The following is a 19,862-nucleotide window of genomic DNA, read 5'->3' on the forward strand; positions in this document are numbered from 1 at the left end:
TAAAAATAATCAATATCAACAAATAATTAATCAAGCTATTGTTGGTCTGCTTAATTCCTCTTGTGGCAAGCCTCGTCAGTATGTAATCTTAAATAGTTGATTTTTCAGTTCAAAGCGATGTTTATCGTTTTTCTCTAAAGATCCTCTTTAGCTCCCTTAGCTCAGCTGGATAGAGCAACTGCCTTCTAAGCAGTGGGCCGCTGGTTCGAATCCAGCAGGGAGCGTTCCAAAAACATACAGATACCAATAGACTTCAGAGATCTTGAAATTCCCTGAGTCATCTTGATATGTCGTGATACTTGCCTATATAGCACTTCTGCACCAGAATATTCACCTTAAGCATTTAGTTATACCATTCGAAATGGTCGGTTGGATTTGGATCTAAAAAAATTCAAATAAACTACTCATAATAGTAGAGTAATATGAAAATGAGACTCTCCAAAAGCGATATTAGTTAATCTGCGCCTAGAGAGTTTGTTCCAATTTTCTATAAAAAATTTGTATCGATGAAGGAAGTTAAGGAATGGAAGAATTTAACGAATATTGAGTTTGAAAATGGTGCAGAAGGAGTAGCCATCCTATTATCCAAAGGCTATAGAGTAAGTGAATGGGTACAAGATATTTTTGCCAGAGAGCTGAATAAGAAAATCAAGTTCAATTATCCTATTAAATTAGCTAGAGTGACAGTTGCTTCTCTTGGATTTGACGAACCAACAACACTACTTAAAATTTATGACTCTCTACCAACTCATGAATTAGGACTTGTCTCACCAGAAATAGCTTTGGCATGTCGATTGGACTATCCAGAGCAACCTACTGGAGAATGGTTGCGTTTCGCTACACCAATGAAGTCAATGATTGATAGCGATGGAGTCCCTCATCTTCCAAAACTTGGTAAAGCTCTAGGTCTTTATTTTGTTGAGACTTATTGGGCTTACGAACATGCAATATTTCATCCACACAATGAATTTGTCGTTGAGTTGAATCATTGACAACCAATTTATTTACACCAATAAATCTTTCAGGGCAGTATCTCAAGAATCGATTAGTTGTAGCGCCTATGTGTCAATATTCCTCAAGTAATGGAGAACCATCAGCTTGGCATCGTCGACATTTAGGAACTTTGGCTCTTTCAGGCGCTGGAATGCTTATGATTGAATCCACTGCAGTTTCAATGAAAGGGAGGATATCTTCTAAAGACCTTGTCTTGGAAAATGATGATCAAGTTATTGCGTTTTCTAACCTTTTGAAAGAAATAAAAACTTTATCAGATATTCCAATTTCACTTCAAATTTCTCATGCGGGGAGGAAAGGGTCCGTAAACGTACCATGGGAAAAAAACGGAACATCTCTTGACAAGTATCAGTCTGGATGGGAAACAGTATCGGCTTCTTCTATCGCAAGAGATAAAGGTTGGCAAAAACCTCGTCAAATGAATATTGACGAAATAAATAAGACTGTTAATGATTTTGAATTGACAACAAAAAAGGCTTGCTTGGCAGGCTTTCAAGGTGTTGAAGTCCATATGGCCCATGGCTACCTTCTCCATCAATTTCTCTCGCCAATATCAAATAAGCGGAAGGATCAGTTTGGAGGTGACTTTTTAAATAGATGTAGATTCCCTCTTCAGGTTATCGAGAAAGTCAGGGAAGTACTTCCAAGAGAAAAGATTCTTGGTGTGCGTTTGACAGGGGATGATTGTCTTAATGGGGGGTGGACAATTAACGACTGCATAAGACTTGCTCATAAGTTGAAGACACTTGGTGTGAGCTATTTGTGTATATCTAGTGGTGGGATTTTGCCAATTACAAAACTAAAATTTGGACCTTGCTATCAGGTTCATCTTGCAGAAAAGGTGAAATCTGCTGTGCAAATCCCAGTTCGCACAGCGGGAATGATTACAACTCCCAAGCAGGCAAATGATATTATTAAAAATGGTAAGGCCGATATGGTTGCATTGGGTAGACAATTTATCAGAGATCCATGGTTTGCTATTCGCGCTGCAAATGAGCTCTCAGAAAGATTTATTATGCCTAATCAATACAAAAGATGTCTTCCTTAGAAAATATTACACTTGATAAACTTGATCAATAATCTTAGATTTCAACATTAATAATAGAAAAATATATACTTTATTGAGCAACAATTGTTTTGTTAACTAACGACTTATAAAAACATTTTAATGAGACATTCGCGAGCTATATTTTCTAGAATATATAAAAGATCATTTAATTAAATAAAGACTTTTCTAGATTATTTATGACAGTTAAAACTTCCATTTTTATTCCTGCAAGATTAATGAGCAAAAGGTTTCCTAGGAAACCTTTTGCTTTAATTGATGGAATTCCTATGGTTATTTATTGTGCAAAGAATGCCATAGAAACTGGTTTACCAGTTTATGTATGCACAGACTCAGAAGAGATAAAGTCTTTATGTGAGAGCTATTTTATTAATGTTATTTTAACTCCTGAATGCAATTCAGGAACCGATAGGGTCGCTATAGCATCTAGTCAAGTTGAGACAGATTACGTTATTAACCTTCAAGGTGATGAACCGCTTATTAGCTCAAATTCCTTATCTCAAATCATCTCAATGGTATCTATTCTAGATAATGAAGAAAATTCTATTATTAGTGGTGTTGAACCTATTAATTCTCAAGAAGCTATGGATATAAATGAGGCAAAATGTGCATTAGCAAAAGGGAATACCAAGATACAGTATTTATCAAGACAACCAATTATTAACAATGCAGAAGACTTGTCTGATTATATTTATTTCAAACAATTAGGGCTTTATGCTTTTTCAGTGGAATCATTAAGAAACTTTGCGAGCCTGCCGATGGGGGACTTAGAAAAGGCAGAAGGAATAGAATTGCTTAGGGGTTTGGAAAATGATTTTACTATATTCTCTTGTATATTAAATGATCAAACCACTTCTGTGGATACCCAGATTGACTTGAATAAGGTTATTAGCAAAATAAAAAATAGGTAAATGATTGCTATTCTTTATTTTATTCCTCTAGAACAAGGTTTTTAATTTCCTGTAGAGTATAAAAATGTTCAGATGAAAAATCATGGGCTTTAAAACCTAGTGATTTCGAATAAATCACACCTCTTGTCTAGGTTAAATTTAAAAATGTGGTGCACTTTTGACGGCTCTTTTTTCATTTAAACGAATAAGAAATAAAGTGGTAAAATATAGATATAGACTGAATAGTTCCAATTAATCTTTTCATGGATATGGTGCGCACTTTGATGCACATAACTTTTCAACACTTAGCGCTAAACCTAGTTATAACAATGCTTTACAAGAAAAAAGAAACTGCCTTCTAAGCATTGGGCCGCTGGTTCGAATCCAGCAGTGAGCGTACTCAAACACAATTGAAATTACAGTAAATCTACTAAGAGCTACTACATAGCTGGCCATGGCTAGATATGGCTAAATATTGCTAATGTGCGCACATATGCGCATGCTGAAACCATTGCAAGCACTTTATGAAAGCTCTCATCTAATCACTTCCCCTCGCGGGCAGATGAGCTACTGCTGAAGTTATGAGTTTTTTTATCGGTAAAAATATTGAGAGATCTAGGAAATTCAAACAAGCATTTGATTATCAATCAACTTCTATCAAACAAAATCATAGAAATCTAAATTCTTTCAGGTATGGAATATAATTAATCATATTATTAATTAACGTTTAAAATGCCAATTTATCAATTGGAAGATAGAGGTGTTGAAAACAAATTAACATTTTTTCATGTTCATATTCCAAAAACTGCAGGAACAATGTTAGAGCACTTCTTTCACTCAATTGGCTTGCGCCACTACGGAGCTGGACCCGAATATATGTTCGCAAGACCATATCTGAAATGTCCACCAAATCATTATGATATGAAAATCTTAGAGCAATTATTCTTCTTTGAAAAATTATATTCTTTCGCTATTGTAAGAGAGCCGGTTAAGAGATTCTTTTCCCAATACCAATGGGCAATAAGTAATAAATGCAAAGGGCATGCCTATTTTGAGCGAATGACTTTTGAAGACTTTGTTATTGATTCATTTGAAAAATATTCATCTGATGAATATTACTTAGCAAATTATATAAAGCCACAACACCATTTCATCCCAGAAAAGGTTAATAGAATATTTAAAATAGAGGATGGATTAGAAAATGCAATAAGAACAGTATTTAATGATTTACAAATTAAAATAAAATCCAGAAATAAAGAAACTGATGTGGAGATTTTAGATGATGGTTGGAAATTTCCACGTACTTGGACATCCAAACCATATAATAAAGATCTTGTAAATGACAATACGGTAAAATTGATCAAAGAATTTTATAAAGAAGACTATGAAAAATTTGGCTACGAACTTTAACAGACGGTTCATAATAAATATAAATTATTGTTTACATTATTCAGAAGAAAAAAGCTAAAAAAATGCATAATATAGAATTTAATATTATCAACATCTAAAAGTATTAGATTTCTAAAAGTTTTTCTAGAATAGCCTGAATTTGATTTGCAAATGTAATTTTAGAACTTACAGGAGGCTCTTTTATACAAATAATCAAACTATAAAACCCGCTAATGATTTTAAATAATTTATCTGAATAGTATTTAACCTCAGACCTGCTCCCCCTTCACTTACGTATATAAATGTATAAAGAAGATCAGGATTCCATCCATTATCAATAAGTTGTTTTGCAATAGAGTAAATATGAAACCTATCATTTTTTTTAAATACTACATCAGATAAAATTGGTTGAACATTTCTAAAGATATTTAAATCTCTTATTATTTCATAAGAATCAGTTATGCAATAGAAATCTTTATTTATATATCTAGCAAGGAATCTTACACCTTCTCCTGTTTTGCTAATACATACTAAACCTTTTGATATATTCGAGGAGGCTATTAAACTAACACTTCTTGCCATCAAATCTGCTTGACTAAGTTCATTATTATCAATATATTCTAAGGGATTCTTATTCCTATCTAGAATATATTTCATTGTCAAATCTATAATTGATCTCATGGTTTCTATAGATTCATATGGATATTTTCCCACAGCTGTCTCACCTGAAAGCATTAAGCACGAAGCACCATCTAATACAGAATTGGTAATATCATTACACTCTGCTTTTGTTGGATTAATTGATTTTTGCATTGTATGCAGCATCTCGGTAGCAACAATCACTGGAACACCTAACTTATTTGCTTCAAATAGAATATCCTTTTGAAGAATACCAATACTACTTGTGTTTGTTTCTACAGATAAATCTCCCCTATCTATCATTATTGCAAATGATATTTTGAGGATTTCTGATAAATTATGAATAGCTGTAGCATTTTCAATTTTAGCAATTGCCTTAGGTCGCCTATCTCCAATATAGGTTTTAATGTTATTTAAATAATCAGAATTATCAACAAAGCTGATCCCAATAAAGTCGACTTTATGTTGACAGCAAAAGTCTAAGAAAAATTTATCTTGATCGTTTAAGTTTTTTTCATCGAAGTAACTACCTGGGATATTTATACCTTTGCATTCCTTAAGCAATCCATCACATTTTGTTATGAGAGTAATGTATTCGTTACATACTTCTTTAATAATAAATTTGAGTCTGCCATCATCAGCATATATTTCCATGCCTCTCTTTGCGATATCAAACAATCTATTATTATTTATTTCATAAATAAATCTTGATTCTAGAGGATATTTATCGAATTTATTTGAGACTAAGTATATTATTTGACCTTCCTTAAATTTGTCTTTACATACTTTTGAAGTAGTCCTAATCTTCCTTCCTGGAATATCAACAAGAATAGAACTTGATGGTGTAATTTCTCTTATATTATTTATAACATTTATATGCCATTCAATACTATTGTGAGATAAATTTAACCTGAATATATTTACACCTAAATCGCATAACTTTTTAATTTCATTTTCCGTTGATGGACCAATAGTAGCTATTATTTTAGTCAATTTCCTAAATTAGATCTTGTTTTGACAAAATATTAGATACCTGATATCTAATTAACAAATAAGGCACGTTATTTAAATTTCTTATAAATATACTAACTATAATAACACTGATTTAGAAATCATGTCTTTACTAGCTCAAAAATGCTTATCAGTAATCACACTAATGCATTCTTTACAGCAAGTCCTAAGACACCTAAGAGACGTAAAACACCTAAAACACCTGAAAAGAGCCATAAAAAGAAATAAAAATAATAGATATGAATAGATATAAGTAGTAAGTGTTCAAAAAAACGTGAGTCACCTAAGACACTTTTAATGTCCAACTACTCCACATGCAGTAGGACATTTCCTCCTAATCGTTTGTTAGCAGTAGTTTTCGGTTGAAAAGATGTAAAAATTCGCAGAAGCGTTCGTAAAATCAGAAAATAAGGATAAAAAAACGCTTATAAAAAACACTTAAAAAGACGCTGATTTCTTACGTCGAGGTAGCTATTGGATAGTTAGTTGCGTAAGGAATAAAACTCAAGTCGACATGAGACTTCAAGAGGGGTTAGAAGAGACTAATCCTAGGTCTAGCTGCAAATAGCATCCAATAGGAGCAGTAAAAACGTTCAAGCAGAACATCCATTTATGGAAAAACTTTCCTCTTGCGTTGTAGGTGAATATAGTTTTTCTGGTAGGCATGCCTTAATTGATTCTGGATTAAAACACGCAGAAAACATTACGGCGACTGCTGATGATGCAGAGGCTCAACATTAATTTTTAACTCAAAACTTTAGTGCAAGGTATAATTCTCATTGATAGATCCTTTTCAAAACAAATAATTTGACCGAAGGAAAAAGAAATCACAAGCAATCAGGATTTGAAGTAGAAACATTCCCAGTTCCATTTGCTTTAGAAGAAACACAAGAGAATTTTACAAGTATCTCACTCACTTCTTTTCAAAAACCTAAAGAACAAATAATTAATCAAGCATTCAAGTTTCATTCACAAGGAAATATACCAGAAGCATTAAAGTATTATGAATACTTTATAAATCAAGGATATAAAGATCACAGAGTTTTTTCTAATTATGGAATCATCTTAAAAACTCTTGGTAAGTTAAAAGAAGCAGAATTATCAATCCGGAAAGCAATTAAACTTAATCCTGATTATGCAGAGGCTTATTTAAATCTTGGAAATGTACTTAATAATCTGTACAACTTAAAAGGTGCTGAAAAATCCTATCGCAAAGCAATTGAACTTAATCCTAATTTTGCTAAGGCACATTCAAATCTAGGAACCCTTCTAAAAGATCTTGGTAAATTAGAAGAAGCAGAATTATCAACTCGTAAAGCGATTCAACTTAAACCTAACTTCGCAGAGGCATATTCAAATCTAGGAACCATATCTCATACTCTTGGTAAAATATCAGATTCATATAAATATTTGTTATCTGCATCTAAGTATGCCCCAAATAATATTTTTTATTTTATAAATGCGAATCTAAGACTTTCTACAATAATGAAAAGTAATTCACAAATCGATAAAGAAAGAAGTCAATATAAACAAGCAATCAATCGTTTAAAAAATAAGAAAAATATGTATTATCAAGAACCCATGTCATTCATTACTAGTATTTTTTATTTAGCCTACCAAAATAGGGCCGATGACAGAGAGATTCTTGAAGAATTTTCTGACGTAATTTCAAAGGCAAATGGAATGATATGCAATGGATTTACGCAAGAACAATACTTATTTTCGTCAAGCAAAAGAAAAAATTTTAAAATAGGAGTTTGCTCTATGTTTCTTTATAAAAATCATAGTGTAGGTAAATGTTTCATTAACGTCTTAAAAGACTTATCAGAGACTGATATTGACATGACATTATATGTTATTCCTAATAATCAAAGTAATTATTTAACAAAAGAAAAATATCTAAGAAAAGAAAATTATATAAGAAAAGAACGTAATGCGTATTTTAAAAAAATAATTAATTTACCTAATAATCCACAAATGGCATCAAAAAAAATACTTTCAGATCAACTAGATTTGATCTTTTATCCAGATATTGGTATGGACAGTTTTTCATATATTATGGCTTTATCAAGATTAGCATTAGTGCAAGTTACTAGCTTGGGACATGGCTCTACATCGGGTATTAAAAATATTGATTATTATATAACTCATAGAAATGAACCTGAAAAATCAGATTTAGAATATACAGAGACCTTAATAAGATTTAGAAGATTACCTTTCAATTTCGCTGTTCCAGAAATAGATGAAAACAACATTAAACTTAAAAATATACTAAATTCAAAAAGTAGATTCTATATTGGCTTAATTCAATCATTAGTTAAAATTCATCCAAATTTTGACGAAATACTTGAGTCAATCTTATCAAAAATTGATAACTCATATTTAGTTATAATTACAGATAAGAGTAATTATAACTTCAAAACACTCCAAGATCGATGGAACAAAAAAAATGAATTATTGATAGAAAGATCAATTTTTATTAATAGTACTGGGAGAGATGATTTTCTCAACATAACAAGAAGCTGCGATATAATGTTAGATCCTTTCTACTTTGGAGGTGGCGTAACTTTTTATGAGGCAATGGCTTATGGAATCCCATTTATCACTTACCCTCATAATCAAAAAGTGAGGATAGTCTCAGCAGGTTATGAACAAATGAAAATAAAAAATCCACCTATCGCTAAATCTCCAGAGGATTATATTAATTGGTGTATAAAGTATTCTCAAGATAAATTATTATTAGAATCAATAAAAAAAGAATTAAAACAACAAGCAGAAAAATATTTATTCAATGACAATGAAATATACAAAGATTACTATGAGTTCTTTACAGATTCTATTAAAAAAGCAAGGGAATATATTTGATATTTATCAAATATTAATTAAATTAATTATCTAAAAATATAATTGATGAGGTTAAACTAATTAAAGACTTTAATAGTCCTATTGAGCTCTTCATTTATTACTTAAGATCAATTAGATATATAAAGATGCTTGGATATAGTCATCTACTGAATAATTTCAAAAAATATTGCCATGGATATTCTACCCTGCCATTACTTTATAATACTTAGTGCTAAACCTTGTTATACCAATCCTTTACAAGAGAAAAGTAACTACCTACTAAACAGTGGGGCGCTGGTTCGAATCCAGCAGGGAGCGTAGGCAAAATATAGTGATACCAATAGACTTCAAAGATCAGGGATTCTGTGAGTCATCTTGATATGTCGTGATACTTGCCGTTATGGAACTTCAGCACCAAAATATGCACCATAAGCATTTATTCATACCATCGAAATGGCCGCTTGTATTTGGATCAAAAAAAATTCAAATAAACAACCCAAGATAGTAGAGTAATATGAAAATGAGACTCTCCAAAAGCGATATTAGTTAACCTGCGCCTAGAGAGTTTGTTCCGATTTTCTATAAAAAATTTGTTAAGTAAAACTTCAGTTAATAAATCAAGTAAATTTTTGCCTGATTTGAATTTATTTCAGGGAGATATATGCTCTGAAAACATTAAAACAAGTAGTAAATATGTTTTTATTCTGTTAAGTCAGATTTTATGGTATATCATCGAATCCTTTCCAGTTGTGATTAACAATTGCAATAAGATGCTTAATAAAAATGCAATTTTACAATTCTAATTTAAAGGAAAAATCAGCTTTCGTAGACTCTAGTGGACCTTGGTTAATAGATAACCAAGGTAATCGTTTTTTCGACAGTTGGTTAGGGTCAGGTACTTTAATATTTGGTCATGAAAAAATTAAGCATTTAAATATCAATAAAATGCTGCCAGAGGCAAGCATCTCAAATCTTAATGACATTTCTTTAATAAATAACTTAGTTGATTTTGAAATAGGTTCTTTTGGGATTCAGACCAGTGGTTCTTCTGCAATCACAAGAGCATGCCGGATTGCTAGAGCAGTAACAAATAGAAGACTCATCGCCTTGATTGGAAATTTTTGGCATGGATCGGAGGATGAATTCCTTTTTAGGCATAACTATGAATTGCTTTCTGATGGTCTTGCTATTTCTCCTGGACAAAATTATGTATGGTTTAAAAATTTAGAATCGTTTCTGGCTCAAAAAAATTGCCAAGAATTTGCGGCAATACTTATAGAACCAGTCCAAGGGTCAAATCCTCAAGCAAACATACTAAAAGAACTGATAGATAGTGGTATTAAAGAAAAGATCAGGAAATTTAATATATTGTTGATTTTTGATGAGGTAATAACAGGGTTTAGAAATAATTATGGCTCTTCAAAGCTTTCAAGAAAATGTGATCCAGATATTGTTGTGTTTGGTAAAGCTATAGGCGGTGGATATCCAATAGGAGTTGTAATAGTCAATAAAAAATGTACAGATACAGCCAACTTAAAAAAAATATTTTGGGGTGGAACTTTCTCGGCCAATCCAACACAACTAGAATTAATGATTAATCAATTAAGGAAATTAGAAAGATTAGATTTCAATTTAATTAATCATAATTTAGAAAGTATTTGTCATTTTATATTAGAAAATATACCTATAGAAGCATTAGGGTATCATTTAATAAGAGGTAACGGATTTGCTAGAATTATAAAACCAAATAAAAAATTTATTCCTAGTAGAGGCTTTTTAGTGAAAAAAACAGAATCAGAAATAGAATTAGATGAAGTTTGTAAAGAGAAGAATATTTATATTTCTAAAAACCGACTTATTTTTCCATCTATTTTTAATATAGATAATTGTATTAACTTGAAAACGTAAAAGGAAAATTTATAAAGACCCAAATTCACAGACCAATTAATAAACTAAAACAAACCTAACATTATAGTTTTAATTCTAGTATATAATCACTATAAATAAAAACTATTATTGAAGTACTTTCTTTGATGGAAAAGACTCTGCTTGAGAATTTACAGAGGAAACGTCCAATCATAGATTGCGTTGATTTAACTGAAAATGGTCCAAAGCCTTCTTTTATAGATTTGAATACTGGCGAATATTGCAATAGAAAATGTGTTTTCTGTCCCAGGTTTGACTCTAGTCAGTACCCTAATCAACATTTATATATGAAAATAGACTTGGCAAAAAAAATATCAAAAGATTTAAAGAGTCTAGGTTTTAATGGGATAATTAATATATGTGGTTATGGTGAACCATTAGCCCATCCTGAGATTTGTGATATTGTAGCGATCCTTTCTGATGCGGCTCATGTAGAAATAGTTACCAATGGAGATTTACTTAAATTAGATTTAATTAAAGGTTTATACAAAGCAGGGATTTCTCAGCTAGTAATTAGTGCATATGATGGAGCACATCAGATACCTAAATTCGAAAAACTGATGAATGAGTCTGATATCCCAAATAGTTTATTTAATATTAGAAAAAGGTGGTACAGCAAAGAAGAAGGATATGGAATAAAATTAACAAATAGAGCAGGGTTTTTGAATAATGATAATGAATTAATAGATCAATCCAGATCGTGCGCATATCCTCATTACTCTCTTACTATTGATTGGAATGGTGACGTGCTTCTTTGTGTCCAGGATTGGTATAAGAAATTAAAATTTGGTAATATATTTGCCGATTCAATTGAGGATATATGGTTTAGTAAAAGGATGAATCAATATAGAAAAAATTTAATTAAGGGAAGAAAATGTGCAGGTTTCCCTTGCGAAAATTGTGATGCTGATGGACTTGTTTTTGGCAAGTCTCATTTAGAGGCATGGACGAAATATATTAATAATTAATTCATGATATTTAAATATTTAATAATTATAAATCAGTTTTAAGATATAACTTCGCTTGTTTTTTTAGCTCATCTTTGTTTATCTAAATAAAGTACATCAATAATTTTTTAAAAGAAAATTAACAGCTTCCTTAGACTTTTAAAAAATGCGTCTTTTGGACCATTAAAAGATATATTTTATACCACTTAGCATCCAAAAAAGCTTTTTTAGATTTGTTAGTATTTGATATTAGCCATCAGTCTCTATTGTAACTGTTTGTACCCTTGCTGATCCATCAACATAAATAATTGCGGAATAAAATTTTTGATAATTTACTTATTTATTGCTTGATGCTTTTCTGTTAGGGTTTTCGTGTAAGCATTAAATCATGTCCAAAAACAAATTTATAATTGCCATCCCTGCTCGATTAAATTCTCATCGACTACCAGGCAAAGTATTGGAGCGCATTGGAAATAAAACAATGCTCTACCGCGTAATGGAGAATTCTTTAAATATAAAATATATTGAAGAGACATTTCTATGCACAGATAATAAATTAATTGCTAATGAGGCTAATGATTTACCTATTAAAGTCATTCTTAAATCTGGTAACTTTTCTTCTGGGACCGATCGGATTTTCTATTCCAACACTTTAATTCTAAAAAATATTAAATTTAATTATAATATTAGAAACTTATATGTTATAAATATACAAGCAGATCAACCTTTTATAAATAAAAACCTTATTAATAGATTTATTGAAAATATAAATCTTATGGGTAATCCAGAATTAGTTACTGCTTATTACAAAAAACAATATAGTCTAGAGGAAAACTATGATTTGGTGAAACTTATAACTTCTAAAAAAAGCAAAAGAGTTTTATATTTCAGCCGATCTGTTATTCCATTTATTAAAAAATTTAATGACAGGCAATTAAAAATATCAGAATCAATCTCACTTAAATGTCATATAGGAATCTATGCATATAGGTTTGACATTCTACAGTCTTGGTCAAGTTTACAAAACAGTCAATTAGAAGCAAATGAATCGCTTGAACAACTTAGATGGCTAGAAAATGATATACCAATATATGCATTTGAATATGACAGAGAAGTTCTCTCTGTTGATAATAATGCACAACTAGATCATGCTCGAAAAATAGTTAGATTTTAGCTCTAATGAAAGAGTATCAGTATTAATTTCTATTTTTTAAATTAATTAATATATCACATATTTCTCTTAGAACCCCTTCTCCGCCTTTGGATCTTAACTTTAGATCTGCCTTTATTTTAACTTTATAATTACAATCATTTGGTGCGACAAAAAGACTTACATAAGGTAAAACTTCTAGATCATTCACATCATCACCTATATACAAAGTAGACTCAGGAGAAAAACCTAGTCTCTTTTGTATTTCAATTATTTTTAGACCTTTATCTTCTATATTTGTATGACACTCTTTAATACATAATGATTTAGCTCTTGCTGATGTAGCATCTGACTCTCCACCACTTATAAAAGCTAGATTTATATCATTTGATTGTAACAACTTCACAGCCAGACCATCTTTAACATTAAATAATTTAAGACCATTTATCTTATCACTATATCCAATTGAACCATTTGTTAAGACTCCATCTACATCAGTAACTATTAATTTAATTTTTATTAATTTCTTTCTTAATGTTCTTCTTAAGAACATGAATTTGAATTCCATAATCTATTAAAATTCATTCACTAATTCGTGAATCCTACTTAATTCATTGATTAATGATTTGAATTGCTGAAGATTAAGCATGTTAGGTCCATCACTTAGTGCATTATCTGGATCTGGATGAATCTCTAGAAACACACCATCTACGCCCGCAGCAACTGCTGCTCTTGCTAATAATGGTACTAAATACCTTTTTCCACCTGAACTAGATCCGTTCGCACCAGGCTCTTGCACGGCATGCGTGGCATCCATGATGATTGGACAACCTGTCTTTTTTAAATAATATATACCCTTCATATCTACTACTAAATTATTATAACCAAAAGAAGTTCCTCTTTCAGTCAACCATAGTTGATTCCTTGTTAAATTTGGATTAAAGCACTTAGCCTTTTCAACTACCATTTTACAGTCCCATGGAGCTAAAAACTGACCTTTCTTTATATTTAATGCTGTTGTAATGTAATTATTATTATCTACAGTTTTTATTGATTTTTCAATTAAGCTTGTTTGTCTACATAGATAAGCTGGTATTTGTATTACATCAACTACTTTTGCTACTGAATCAACCTGATATGTTTCATGTACATCTGTTAGGACAGGGATATTAAACTCTTTTCTTATTAAAGATAAAATTGAAAGACCATTTTCCATCCCATTACCTCTAAAGGAATTTGCAGAGGTTCTATTGGCTTTGTCAAAGCTGCCTTTAAATATGAACTCAATTCCTAATTTTGTTGTTGCATTAACAGCAAATTCGGCAACTTCCATGCACATGTCTATACATTCAAGACTACATGGTCCAGCTATTATTGTTAACTTGTTAGATTTAAACATTTAATTATTCATTTTCACTACGTCGTTCATAATTATAAATCCTATTAATTCTTTATCAGAAGTTACTCCAAGACATGTAATAGATCCAGGTTTATTCTTTTCCATTTTTTTTAAAGCATCAATTAAAGTAGCATTCTTATCTATAGTTCTCGGATTTTTCGTACAAATATTTTCAGCAATTATATTATCCCAATCACCAGAAGCATTTTCAAAAAGTGCCCTGCGCAGATCTCCATCAGTAATAAGACCCATAAATGAAGTATCTTTTTTATTCTTAACTAAAGTAAATCCAACACCTTTTATATTTTCCTCTATCGAAGTAATTGATAAAACAATAGACCTTAAGTTAGAGCTATTATATACAATGGGAAGGTCACAAATATCTATCATAATATCTTCAACCTTAAGGGTTAGTCTTTTACCAATGATACCAGCTGGATGATTTATAGCGAAATTTTCATTAGTTATTCCTTTAAAGATAGACCATTGTGCTGCCAAGGCATCTCCAAGTGCTAATGACAACGTAGTACTTGTTGTAGGGGCAAGATTAAGAGGGCAAGATTCTCTATCTATATTACATTCAAAATGAACATTTGATTTTTTAGCTAGAGTAGAGGTTGAATCAGAAGTTATAGAAATTATAGTTTTAATTTTCCTAGTCAGATGAGGTAATAATGAAACAAGCTCTGTAGTTTCTCCACTATTAGATATAATTATTGCTGTATCATTATGCATTGCAATTCCTATATCTCCATGAAGAGCATCTGTTGGATTCAAGAATAAAGCGGGGTAGCCAAGAGAAGTAAATGTTGCGGCGATTTTCCTGGCAACAATTCCACTCTTACCTACGCCCGATAATAACAACTTACCATTATTTTCAAATGTGTAATTCAAAGCAATTAGAGCATTATCACAAATTTTCTTATCTAGTATCTCAGAGGCTTTTTGCAAAGCACGACTATCATGCAATAGGCAATCTTTCATTACAAAAGGAGTTTTTAAAATCAAATCATCATTATTCATTAAATTTACCATTTTGCTTTTTTCGCGAAAAATAAGCTTAATAAGCTCTAGGAAGTTAGTAAAATCTAATTTATTAAGAAAACATTTTATACAAAATACAATACTAGCATGACTCAAGCAAATCAAAGTAAAAACAGATAACTGAGAAATTTATTACTTTCTTAATATAATTAATCTTGCAAACTATCTAATTAATTTATTTTTAATCATATATTATTATATTTTTCAAACTCGATTATTATTGGAGGAATCAGCAGCGAATCCAGCCAGCGAAATTATTAATCTCGCATATACAGCAACGTCGCTTGATTTGTTATTGATTAGCGCTTTCTTTACCAAAAGGATTTGGTTCAGAACAATTAGATGATTGCTCATTTAAAAATAAGTTTGTTGGATGCCAACCGGAAATTGATTCCTCTTGGGATTTCTTGAAAATGCCTCCATCATTGAAAATTGCGATTTAATTATTACTTGTAATACTTCTATTACTCATTCAGCTGGAGGAATGGACAAGAAAGTTTGGTTAATCTTAAGAAATATCCCTTTTTGGACTTAGGGACTGGAAGGGGACAATACATTTTGGGATCCATCAATGAAGTTATTCCTTCAAAAAGAACGACATAATTGGAAAGAGGTTATGAGAAGGGTATCAAGCGCACTTAAAGAAGAATTTGTAGGGAGATAAAACCCTGCCTAATGAAAGGAGCTGAAAATCTTTTTAAAATTTAAATTTCAATACAAGTCATAACTTCAACTAATAGGTTCTAGGTGAAATAAGCAAAACAGCAATTTTCAGCCGATATGTTGCTATTACATTTCAACTTTGCCTTTCACCAAAACTCATTTAATGCTTAATCCCAGAGAGGAACTCGTATTTCTACTTCGAGGATTCTTTGCAACACCACTCCTGACAGCACTTGGGGAAAAAGGTATATTAGATAGTTTTGTTGAAGGTAATGTTGATCTGGCAAATTAGGTGTCACATACCATGCGAAAGGGATTTGGAGTCCATTTGTATTTAAGATGTCGTTAAGTTGGCTAACGATGCAGGTCATCAATTCATTTTGAAAGTGAAAACTTTGGTGCAAGGTATAATACTAATTAAAAGAACCTGAAAGTTTTAAAGATGAAAGGTTTAGGAGAGGAGCATAAATCTAAAAAGAAAATCAAACCATCTAAAGAACAAATAATAAATCAAGCATTTAAATTTCATTCAGAAGGGAACATATCAGAAGCATCAAAATATTATCAATATTTTATTGCACAAGACTATAAAGATCCAAAAGTTTTTTCTAATTATGGAATGATATTGAAAGGACTTGGTAAATTAAAAGAAGCAGAAGTCTTTTACCGCAAAGCAATTGAACTGAAGCCGGATTATGCAATGGCTCATTCCAATCTTGGGAACACATTGAAAGATCTTGGTAAATTAAAAGAAGCAGAATTATCAACTCGAAAAGCAATTCAACTGAAGCCGGATTACGCAATTGCTCATTCCAATCTGGGAAATGTATTGAAAGATCTTGGTAAATTAAAAGAAGCAGAATTATCAACTCGAAAAGCAATTCAATTTAATCCTGATTTCGCAGAGGCTCATTCCAATCTGGGTAGCATTTTGAGAGATCTTGGTAAATTTAAAGAAGCAGAATTATCAACTCGGAAAGCAATCGAACTCAACCCTAATATCGCAGAACCATATGCCAATCTAGGAAGCATATTAAAAGATCTTGGTAAATTTAAAGAAGCTGAAATATCAATGCACAAAGCTATTCAACTCAAGCCTGATTACGCAATGGCGTATTCTAATCTGGGAGGCATATTAAAAGATCTTGGTAAATCAAAAGAAGCGCAAAGTTGTTTTCAAAAATGCCTTGAATTAGATCCAGATGATCTAGCTTATAACATACAAGCTAAACTTTTCATATCAAAAATACCCTTAAATCAATTGCAAATAAATCAAGACAGAGAGGAGATAAATAGACAAATATCATTAATAGGTAATAACAATAATATAATCTATAAAAATAATAGTTTACCAACAACAATAGACTTTATTTTTTATTTAGCCTATCATAATTGTTATAATGATAAAGAGATACTCCAAAATATAGCTAATAATTTATCAAAAAAGGATGGGATATTAAATACTAATTTCCGTTTAGACCAGCATATCAAAGAAAGTCAGGGAAGAAAAAGGATAAGACTCGGAATTTGTTCTAGCTATTTTTTTAATCATTCTGTAACGAAATGTTTTTTAAATTTAATTGAAGATCTTGCTAAATCTGGAATTGAAATAATCATATTTAAAGGAGAACTTGATCATACTGATAAAACAACAGATCATATTATTTCATTAGCGAGTGAAATAATAACATTACCAGATTCCTTAGAAAAATCTTGTCAAAAAGTTCTAAATAGTTCAATTGATATTCTTCTATATCTTGATATTGGAATGTCAGTAAAAACATATTTCATGTCTTTATCAAGGCTAGCTCTAGTTCAAGTCCTTCATAGTGGACACCCACAAACTTCAGGTTCTCAAAATATGGATTACTACATAACCGCATCGCAAAAAGAAAATGAGAATTCTGATAAGTTCTTTTCAGAAAGATTGATAAGAATGACTAGACTTCCAGTAAATTATAGTCTACCTACAATTTTAAATAGTACTATTAAAGCTTCAGATCTAGATATTTATGAGGATGATTTTATAATTGGACTTCCTCATACTTTATTTAAATACCACCCCGACTTTGATGATATTCTAGACAAAGTACTTGAGGAAATTCCTCATTCACGTTTATTATTTTTCGAAGGTGTTAGAGAATACAATACAAAGGAATTATTGTCCAGGTGGGAACAAAATAGTAAGTACATTTCAAGTAGATTAATAATTTGTCCACGTGTTAAATTTGATGATTATTTAACAATTTCAAAAAGATTTGATATCGTACTTGATACTATTTATTTTGGGATGGGTAATACCTTTTTTCAGGCAATGGCATTGGGTATTCCAGTTGTTACTTTGTTACCTGATAAACCACAAGGTGGATGCGTTTCTGCAGGTTATAAGCAGATGGGTATTTTAAATCCACCTATAGCAAAGTCAAAGAAAGAATATATTTCAATATGCAAAAAACTAGCATTTGATAATTCATACAGGGAGAATATTAGTAATCAAATACTTTTAAAAGCAAAAGATAATTTATTTAATGATCAAACAGTTTATAGACAGTATATAGACTTCTTTCAAAAGGCATTGAAAGCTGCATATAAAAAAGAATTACTTCCAAAAAATTGGGAACCATTTAAATACTAAAAAATATGGAATTATTAATTTTTCCCTACAGAAAAAAAAGCTTTTGAAGATCAATTCTTTCAACTTAAGCCAACTCCTCTAGCCATAAGTGTCGCTATAAAAGGGATAGAGGCAAACCCGACCAATTCGACATTAATTATTATTCTCAATCTAGAAACCAAATCCTCAGTTACTTGAGGAAGAGTTCCTTTGCTAAGAGGAATTGCCCATAAAACATAGGTTGTTGTGGGATAAAGAGATAGAGAACCAACTAGAGCAAAAATAATAACTTTTGTCCAAAATACAGGATTTTGAGTATAAAATTCTGAACCCTGACCAAATTTGATAACTCTGTAAATCCCACTTACCAAAAGAGCAATCCCAGCAATTCCATAGATAATGTCGGCAAAAACCATAGATATTGCTTCTTTCCTATTTGGATCAGGCTTCAATGAGATTCGCTCATAAATCAATGCTCCAAAACAAATCATAAAGCTGAGATAATGAATATATGCAACTGAGGCTGATTGCAATAAATCAGTTGGTAGAACGAATCCGAACACAGTAATTAGCTTCTATCAATTTATACACTAGCAAAAATCATAAATCACAGAGCTTGAAAAAGTTAGCCTCCTTGCCCAGCAACCAAAATTGGGCTTAACAAGAATAAATTATTCTCAATCTCAAATCTATTTGGGTGCAAGCCATTTTTTCTGAATATCTTACTTTTTCTGCTCAATGGCATGAAGGCTATTACAAATATTTCAAGAATAGACCTCAATGTAATTTATTGGACTAATTTAAAATTTTTAGAATAGATGATGAGTAGAAAACGAAATAAAGTGATTTTGAACCTTTTTGCATTTATCTTTGCAACTTGTTTTTCACTACTATGTTTTCATACAGAAATCTTATATGCCTCAGAAAGCAATCAACCTGATTTAGTCAAAAAAATCTCACAATCTTATACAAAGAAATTCTGCAATTCGATTGGATTTGGACTTTCAAAGGAAAGTGCTATGAAATTTTCAATAAAAGAAAATAATCAAGTATTTTACAAAAAAAAAGAGTTTAATAACATTAATAAAGAATTACTTGCAGAGACAATAGCTATATCAGTTGTTGAGAAATGTGGCTACCCTATCAACTTATCTGGAGAGAAAGGCATTCAAGAATTTAAAAGTTATTATATATCAAAAGAAAAAGAATACTCATAAACAAAGTATAAAACCAATATTTAGAAATCAATCTATTTTATAAAATAAA

Annotated in this window: 18 protein-coding genes and 1 tRNA gene; 13 read left to right on the top strand and 6 right to left on the bottom strand. The window is 31.0% G+C overall.

Translation table 11 applies throughout. The annotated features are described in order from the left end of the window. Positions 1 to 150 precede the first annotated feature (150 nt). The 5 genes from O5633_RS05150 to O5633_RS05170 all read left to right on the top strand — a co-directional run bounded on the left by O5633_RS05150 (position 151) and on the right by O5633_RS05170 (position 4,380). A tRNA-Arg gene (locus tag O5633_RS05150) sits at positions 151 to 224 on the top strand. Positions 225 to 506: 282 nt separating this feature from the next. After that, positions 507 to 992: a hypothetical protein gene (locus tag O5633_RS05155; protein WP_269611050.1), complete on the top strand. Its 486-nt coding sequence runs from the start codon at positions 507 to 509 to the stop codon at positions 990 to 992. Further along, the gene (locus O5633_RS05160) at positions 989 to 2,062 is read left to right on the top strand and encodes an NADH:flavin oxidoreductase/NADH oxidase (RefSeq protein ID WP_269611051.1); all 1,074 of its coding nucleotides are present in this window, start codon (positions 989 to 991) and stop codon (positions 2,060 to 2,062) included. The genes O5633_RS05155 and O5633_RS05160 overlap by 4 nt, the downstream gene beginning before the upstream one ends. Positions 2,063 to 2,259: 197 nt before the next feature. Beyond that, positions 2,260 to 2,991, top strand: coding sequence for a 3-deoxy-manno-octulosonate cytidylyltransferase (gene kdsB / locus O5633_RS05165; protein WP_269611053.1), 732 nt, complete (start codon positions 2,260 to 2,262; stop codon positions 2,989 to 2,991). 711 nt (positions 2,992 to 3,702) lie between these two features. Continuing rightward, positions 3,703 to 4,380, top strand: coding sequence for a sulfotransferase family 2 domain-containing protein (locus O5633_RS05170; protein ID WP_269611054.1), 678 nt, complete (start codon positions 3,703 to 3,705; stop codon positions 4,378 to 4,380). A gap of 192 nt (positions 4,381 to 4,572) precedes the next feature. Here O5633_RS05170 and pyk read toward each other — a convergent pair whose 3' ends face one another. Continuing rightward, entirely contained in the window at positions 4,573 to 5,991 is a 1,419-nt protein-coding gene (gene pyk, locus O5633_RS05175; protein ID WP_269611055.1) for a pyruvate kinase, read from the bottom strand. Between the two features lie 630 nt (positions 5,992 to 6,621). Between pyk and O5633_RS05180 the strand changes: the two genes are divergently transcribed. The 5 genes from O5633_RS05180 to kdsB (O5633_RS05200) all read left to right on the top strand — a co-directional run bounded on the left by O5633_RS05180 (position 6,622) and on the right by kdsB (O5633_RS05200) (position 12,900). Further along, positions 6,622 to 6,750, top strand: a complete 129-nt coding sequence (locus O5633_RS05180) for a hypothetical protein (RefSeq protein ID WP_269611056.1) — start codon at positions 6,622 to 6,624, stop codon at positions 6,748 to 6,750. 66 nt (positions 6,751 to 6,816) lie between these two features. Continuing rightward, complete coding sequence (locus tag O5633_RS05185; protein WP_269611057.1) at positions 6,817 to 8,874, top strand: tetratricopeptide repeat protein; 2,058 nt, start codon at positions 6,817 to 6,819, stop codon at positions 8,872 to 8,874. 762 nt (positions 8,875 to 9,636) lie between these two features. Then, entirely contained in the window at positions 9,637 to 10,761 is a 1,125-nt protein-coding gene (locus O5633_RS05190; protein WP_269611059.1) for an aminotransferase class III-fold pyridoxal phosphate-dependent enzyme, read from the top strand. 125 nt (positions 10,762 to 10,886) lie between these two features. Beyond that, the gene (locus O5633_RS05195; protein WP_269611060.1) at positions 10,887 to 11,747 is read left to right on the top strand and encodes a radical SAM/SPASM domain-containing protein; all 861 of its coding nucleotides are present in this window, start codon (positions 10,887 to 10,889) and stop codon (positions 11,745 to 11,747) included. Positions 11,748 to 12,114: 367 nt separating this feature from the next. Further along, the gene (gene kdsB, locus O5633_RS05200) at positions 12,115 to 12,900 is read left to right on the top strand and encodes a 3-deoxy-manno-octulosonate cytidylyltransferase (RefSeq protein ID WP_269611061.1); all 786 of its coding nucleotides are present in this window, start codon (positions 12,115 to 12,117) and stop codon (positions 12,898 to 12,900) included. 22 nt (positions 12,901 to 12,922) lie between these two features. Here kdsB (O5633_RS05200) and O5633_RS05205 read toward each other — a convergent pair whose 3' ends face one another. The 4 genes from O5633_RS05205 to O5633_RS05220 all read right to left on the bottom strand — a co-directional run bounded on the left by O5633_RS05205 (position 12,923) and on the right by O5633_RS05220 (position 15,673). Beyond that, positions 12,923 to 13,444 carry a KdsC family phosphatase gene (locus O5633_RS05205; protein ID WP_269611062.1) on the bottom strand — a complete coding sequence of 174 codons (522 nt, stop codon included), beginning with the start codon at positions 13,442 to 13,444 and terminating at the stop codon, positions 12,923 to 12,925. A 6-nt stretch (positions 13,445 to 13,450) separates the two neighbouring features. Further along, positions 13,451 to 14,275: a 3-deoxy-8-phosphooctulonate synthase gene (kdsA, locus tag O5633_RS05210; protein WP_269611063.1), complete on the bottom strand. Its 825-nt coding sequence runs from the start codon at positions 14,273 to 14,275 to the stop codon at positions 13,451 to 13,453. Continuing rightward, positions 14,276 to 15,298: a KpsF/GutQ family sugar-phosphate isomerase gene (locus O5633_RS05215; RefSeq protein ID WP_269611064.1), complete on the bottom strand. Its 1,023-nt coding sequence runs from the start codon at positions 15,296 to 15,298 to the stop codon at positions 14,276 to 14,278. A gap of 225 nt (positions 15,299 to 15,523) precedes the next feature. Beyond that, positions 15,524 to 15,673 carry a hypothetical protein gene (locus tag O5633_RS05220; protein WP_269611065.1) on the bottom strand — a complete coding sequence of 50 codons (150 nt, stop codon included), beginning with the start codon at positions 15,671 to 15,673 and terminating at the stop codon, positions 15,524 to 15,526. Between the two features lie 448 nt (positions 15,674 to 16,121). Between O5633_RS05220 and O5633_RS05225 the strand changes: the two genes are divergently transcribed. Both O5633_RS05225 and O5633_RS05230 read left to right on the top strand, forming a co-directional pair. Then, entirely contained in the window at positions 16,122 to 16,274 is a 153-nt protein-coding gene (locus O5633_RS05225; protein WP_269611066.1) for a hypothetical protein, read from the top strand. A 150-nt stretch (positions 16,275 to 16,424) separates the two neighbouring features. After that, positions 16,425 to 18,617, top strand: coding sequence for a tetratricopeptide repeat protein (locus O5633_RS05230; RefSeq protein ID WP_269611067.1), 2,193 nt, complete (start codon positions 16,425 to 16,427; stop codon positions 18,615 to 18,617). A 59-nt stretch (positions 18,618 to 18,676) separates the two neighbouring features. On the opposite strand, the gene O5633_RS05235 is transcribed toward O5633_RS05230, so the two are convergent. Next, complete coding sequence (locus O5633_RS05235; protein ID WP_269611068.1) at positions 18,677 to 19,159, bottom strand: DUF2214 family protein; 483 nt, start codon at positions 19,157 to 19,159, stop codon at positions 18,677 to 18,679. Positions 19,160 to 19,438: 279 nt separating this feature from the next. Here O5633_RS05235 and O5633_RS05240 point away from each other — a divergent pair, with 279 nt between their 5' ends. After that, complete coding sequence (locus O5633_RS05240) at positions 19,439 to 19,813, top strand: hypothetical protein (RefSeq protein ID WP_269611070.1); 375 nt, start codon at positions 19,439 to 19,441, stop codon at positions 19,811 to 19,813. Positions 19,814 to 19,862: the final 49 nt, after the last annotated feature.

The sequence above is a fragment of the Prochlorococcus marinus str. MIT 1013 genome (assembly GCF_027359395.1).
Lineage (GTDB): Bacteria > Cyanobacteriota > Cyanobacteriia > PCC-6307 > Cyanobiaceae > Prochlorococcus_B > Prochlorococcus_B marinus_E.

What these genes read in the sequence shown, in the direction of transcription:
- O5633_RS05155 (WP_269611050.1), top strand. Translation starts at nt 507, where the DNA reads ATGAAGGAAGTTAAGGAATGGAAGAATTTAACGAATATTGAGTTTGAA.
- kdsB (WP_269611053.1), top strand. Translation starts at nt 2,260, where the DNA reads ATGACAGTTAAAACTTCCATTTTTATTCCTGCAAGATTAATGAGCAAA.
- O5633_RS05170 (WP_269611054.1), top strand. Translation starts at nt 3,703, where the DNA reads ATGCCAATTTATCAATTGGAAGATAGAGGTGTTGAAAACAAATTAACA.
- O5633_RS05180 (WP_269611056.1), top strand. Translation starts at nt 6,622, where the DNA reads ATGGAAAAACTTTCCTCTTGCGTTGTAGGTGAATATAGTTTTTCTGGT.
- O5633_RS05190 (WP_269611059.1), top strand. Translation starts at nt 9,637, where the DNA reads ATGCAATTTTACAATTCTAATTTAAAGGAAAAATCAGCTTTCGTAGAC.
- O5633_RS05195 (WP_269611060.1), top strand. Translation starts at nt 10,887, where the DNA reads ATGGAAAAGACTCTGCTTGAGAATTTACAGAGGAAACGTCCAATCATA.
- kdsB (WP_269611061.1), top strand. Translation starts at nt 12,115, where the DNA reads ATGTCCAAAAACAAATTTATAATTGCCATCCCTGCTCGATTAAATTCT.
- O5633_RS05205 (WP_269611062.1), bottom strand. Translation starts at nt 13,444, where the DNA reads ATGGAATTCAAATTCATGTTCTTAAGAAGAACATTAAGAAAGAAATTA.
- kdsA (WP_269611063.1), bottom strand. Translation starts at nt 14,275, where the DNA reads ATGTTTAAATCTAACAAGTTAACAATAATAGCTGGACCATGTAGTCTT.
- O5633_RS05215 (WP_269611064.1), bottom strand. Translation starts at nt 15,298, where the DNA reads ATGAATAATGATGATTTGATTTTAAAAACTCCTTTTGTAATGAAAGAT.
- O5633_RS05220 (WP_269611065.1), bottom strand. Translation starts at nt 15,673, where the DNA reads ATGAGCAATCATCTAATTGTTCTGAACCAAATCCTTTTGGTAAAGAAA.
- O5633_RS05230 (WP_269611067.1), top strand. Translation starts at nt 16,425, where the DNA reads ATGAAAGGTTTAGGAGAGGAGCATAAATCTAAAAAGAAAATCAAACCA.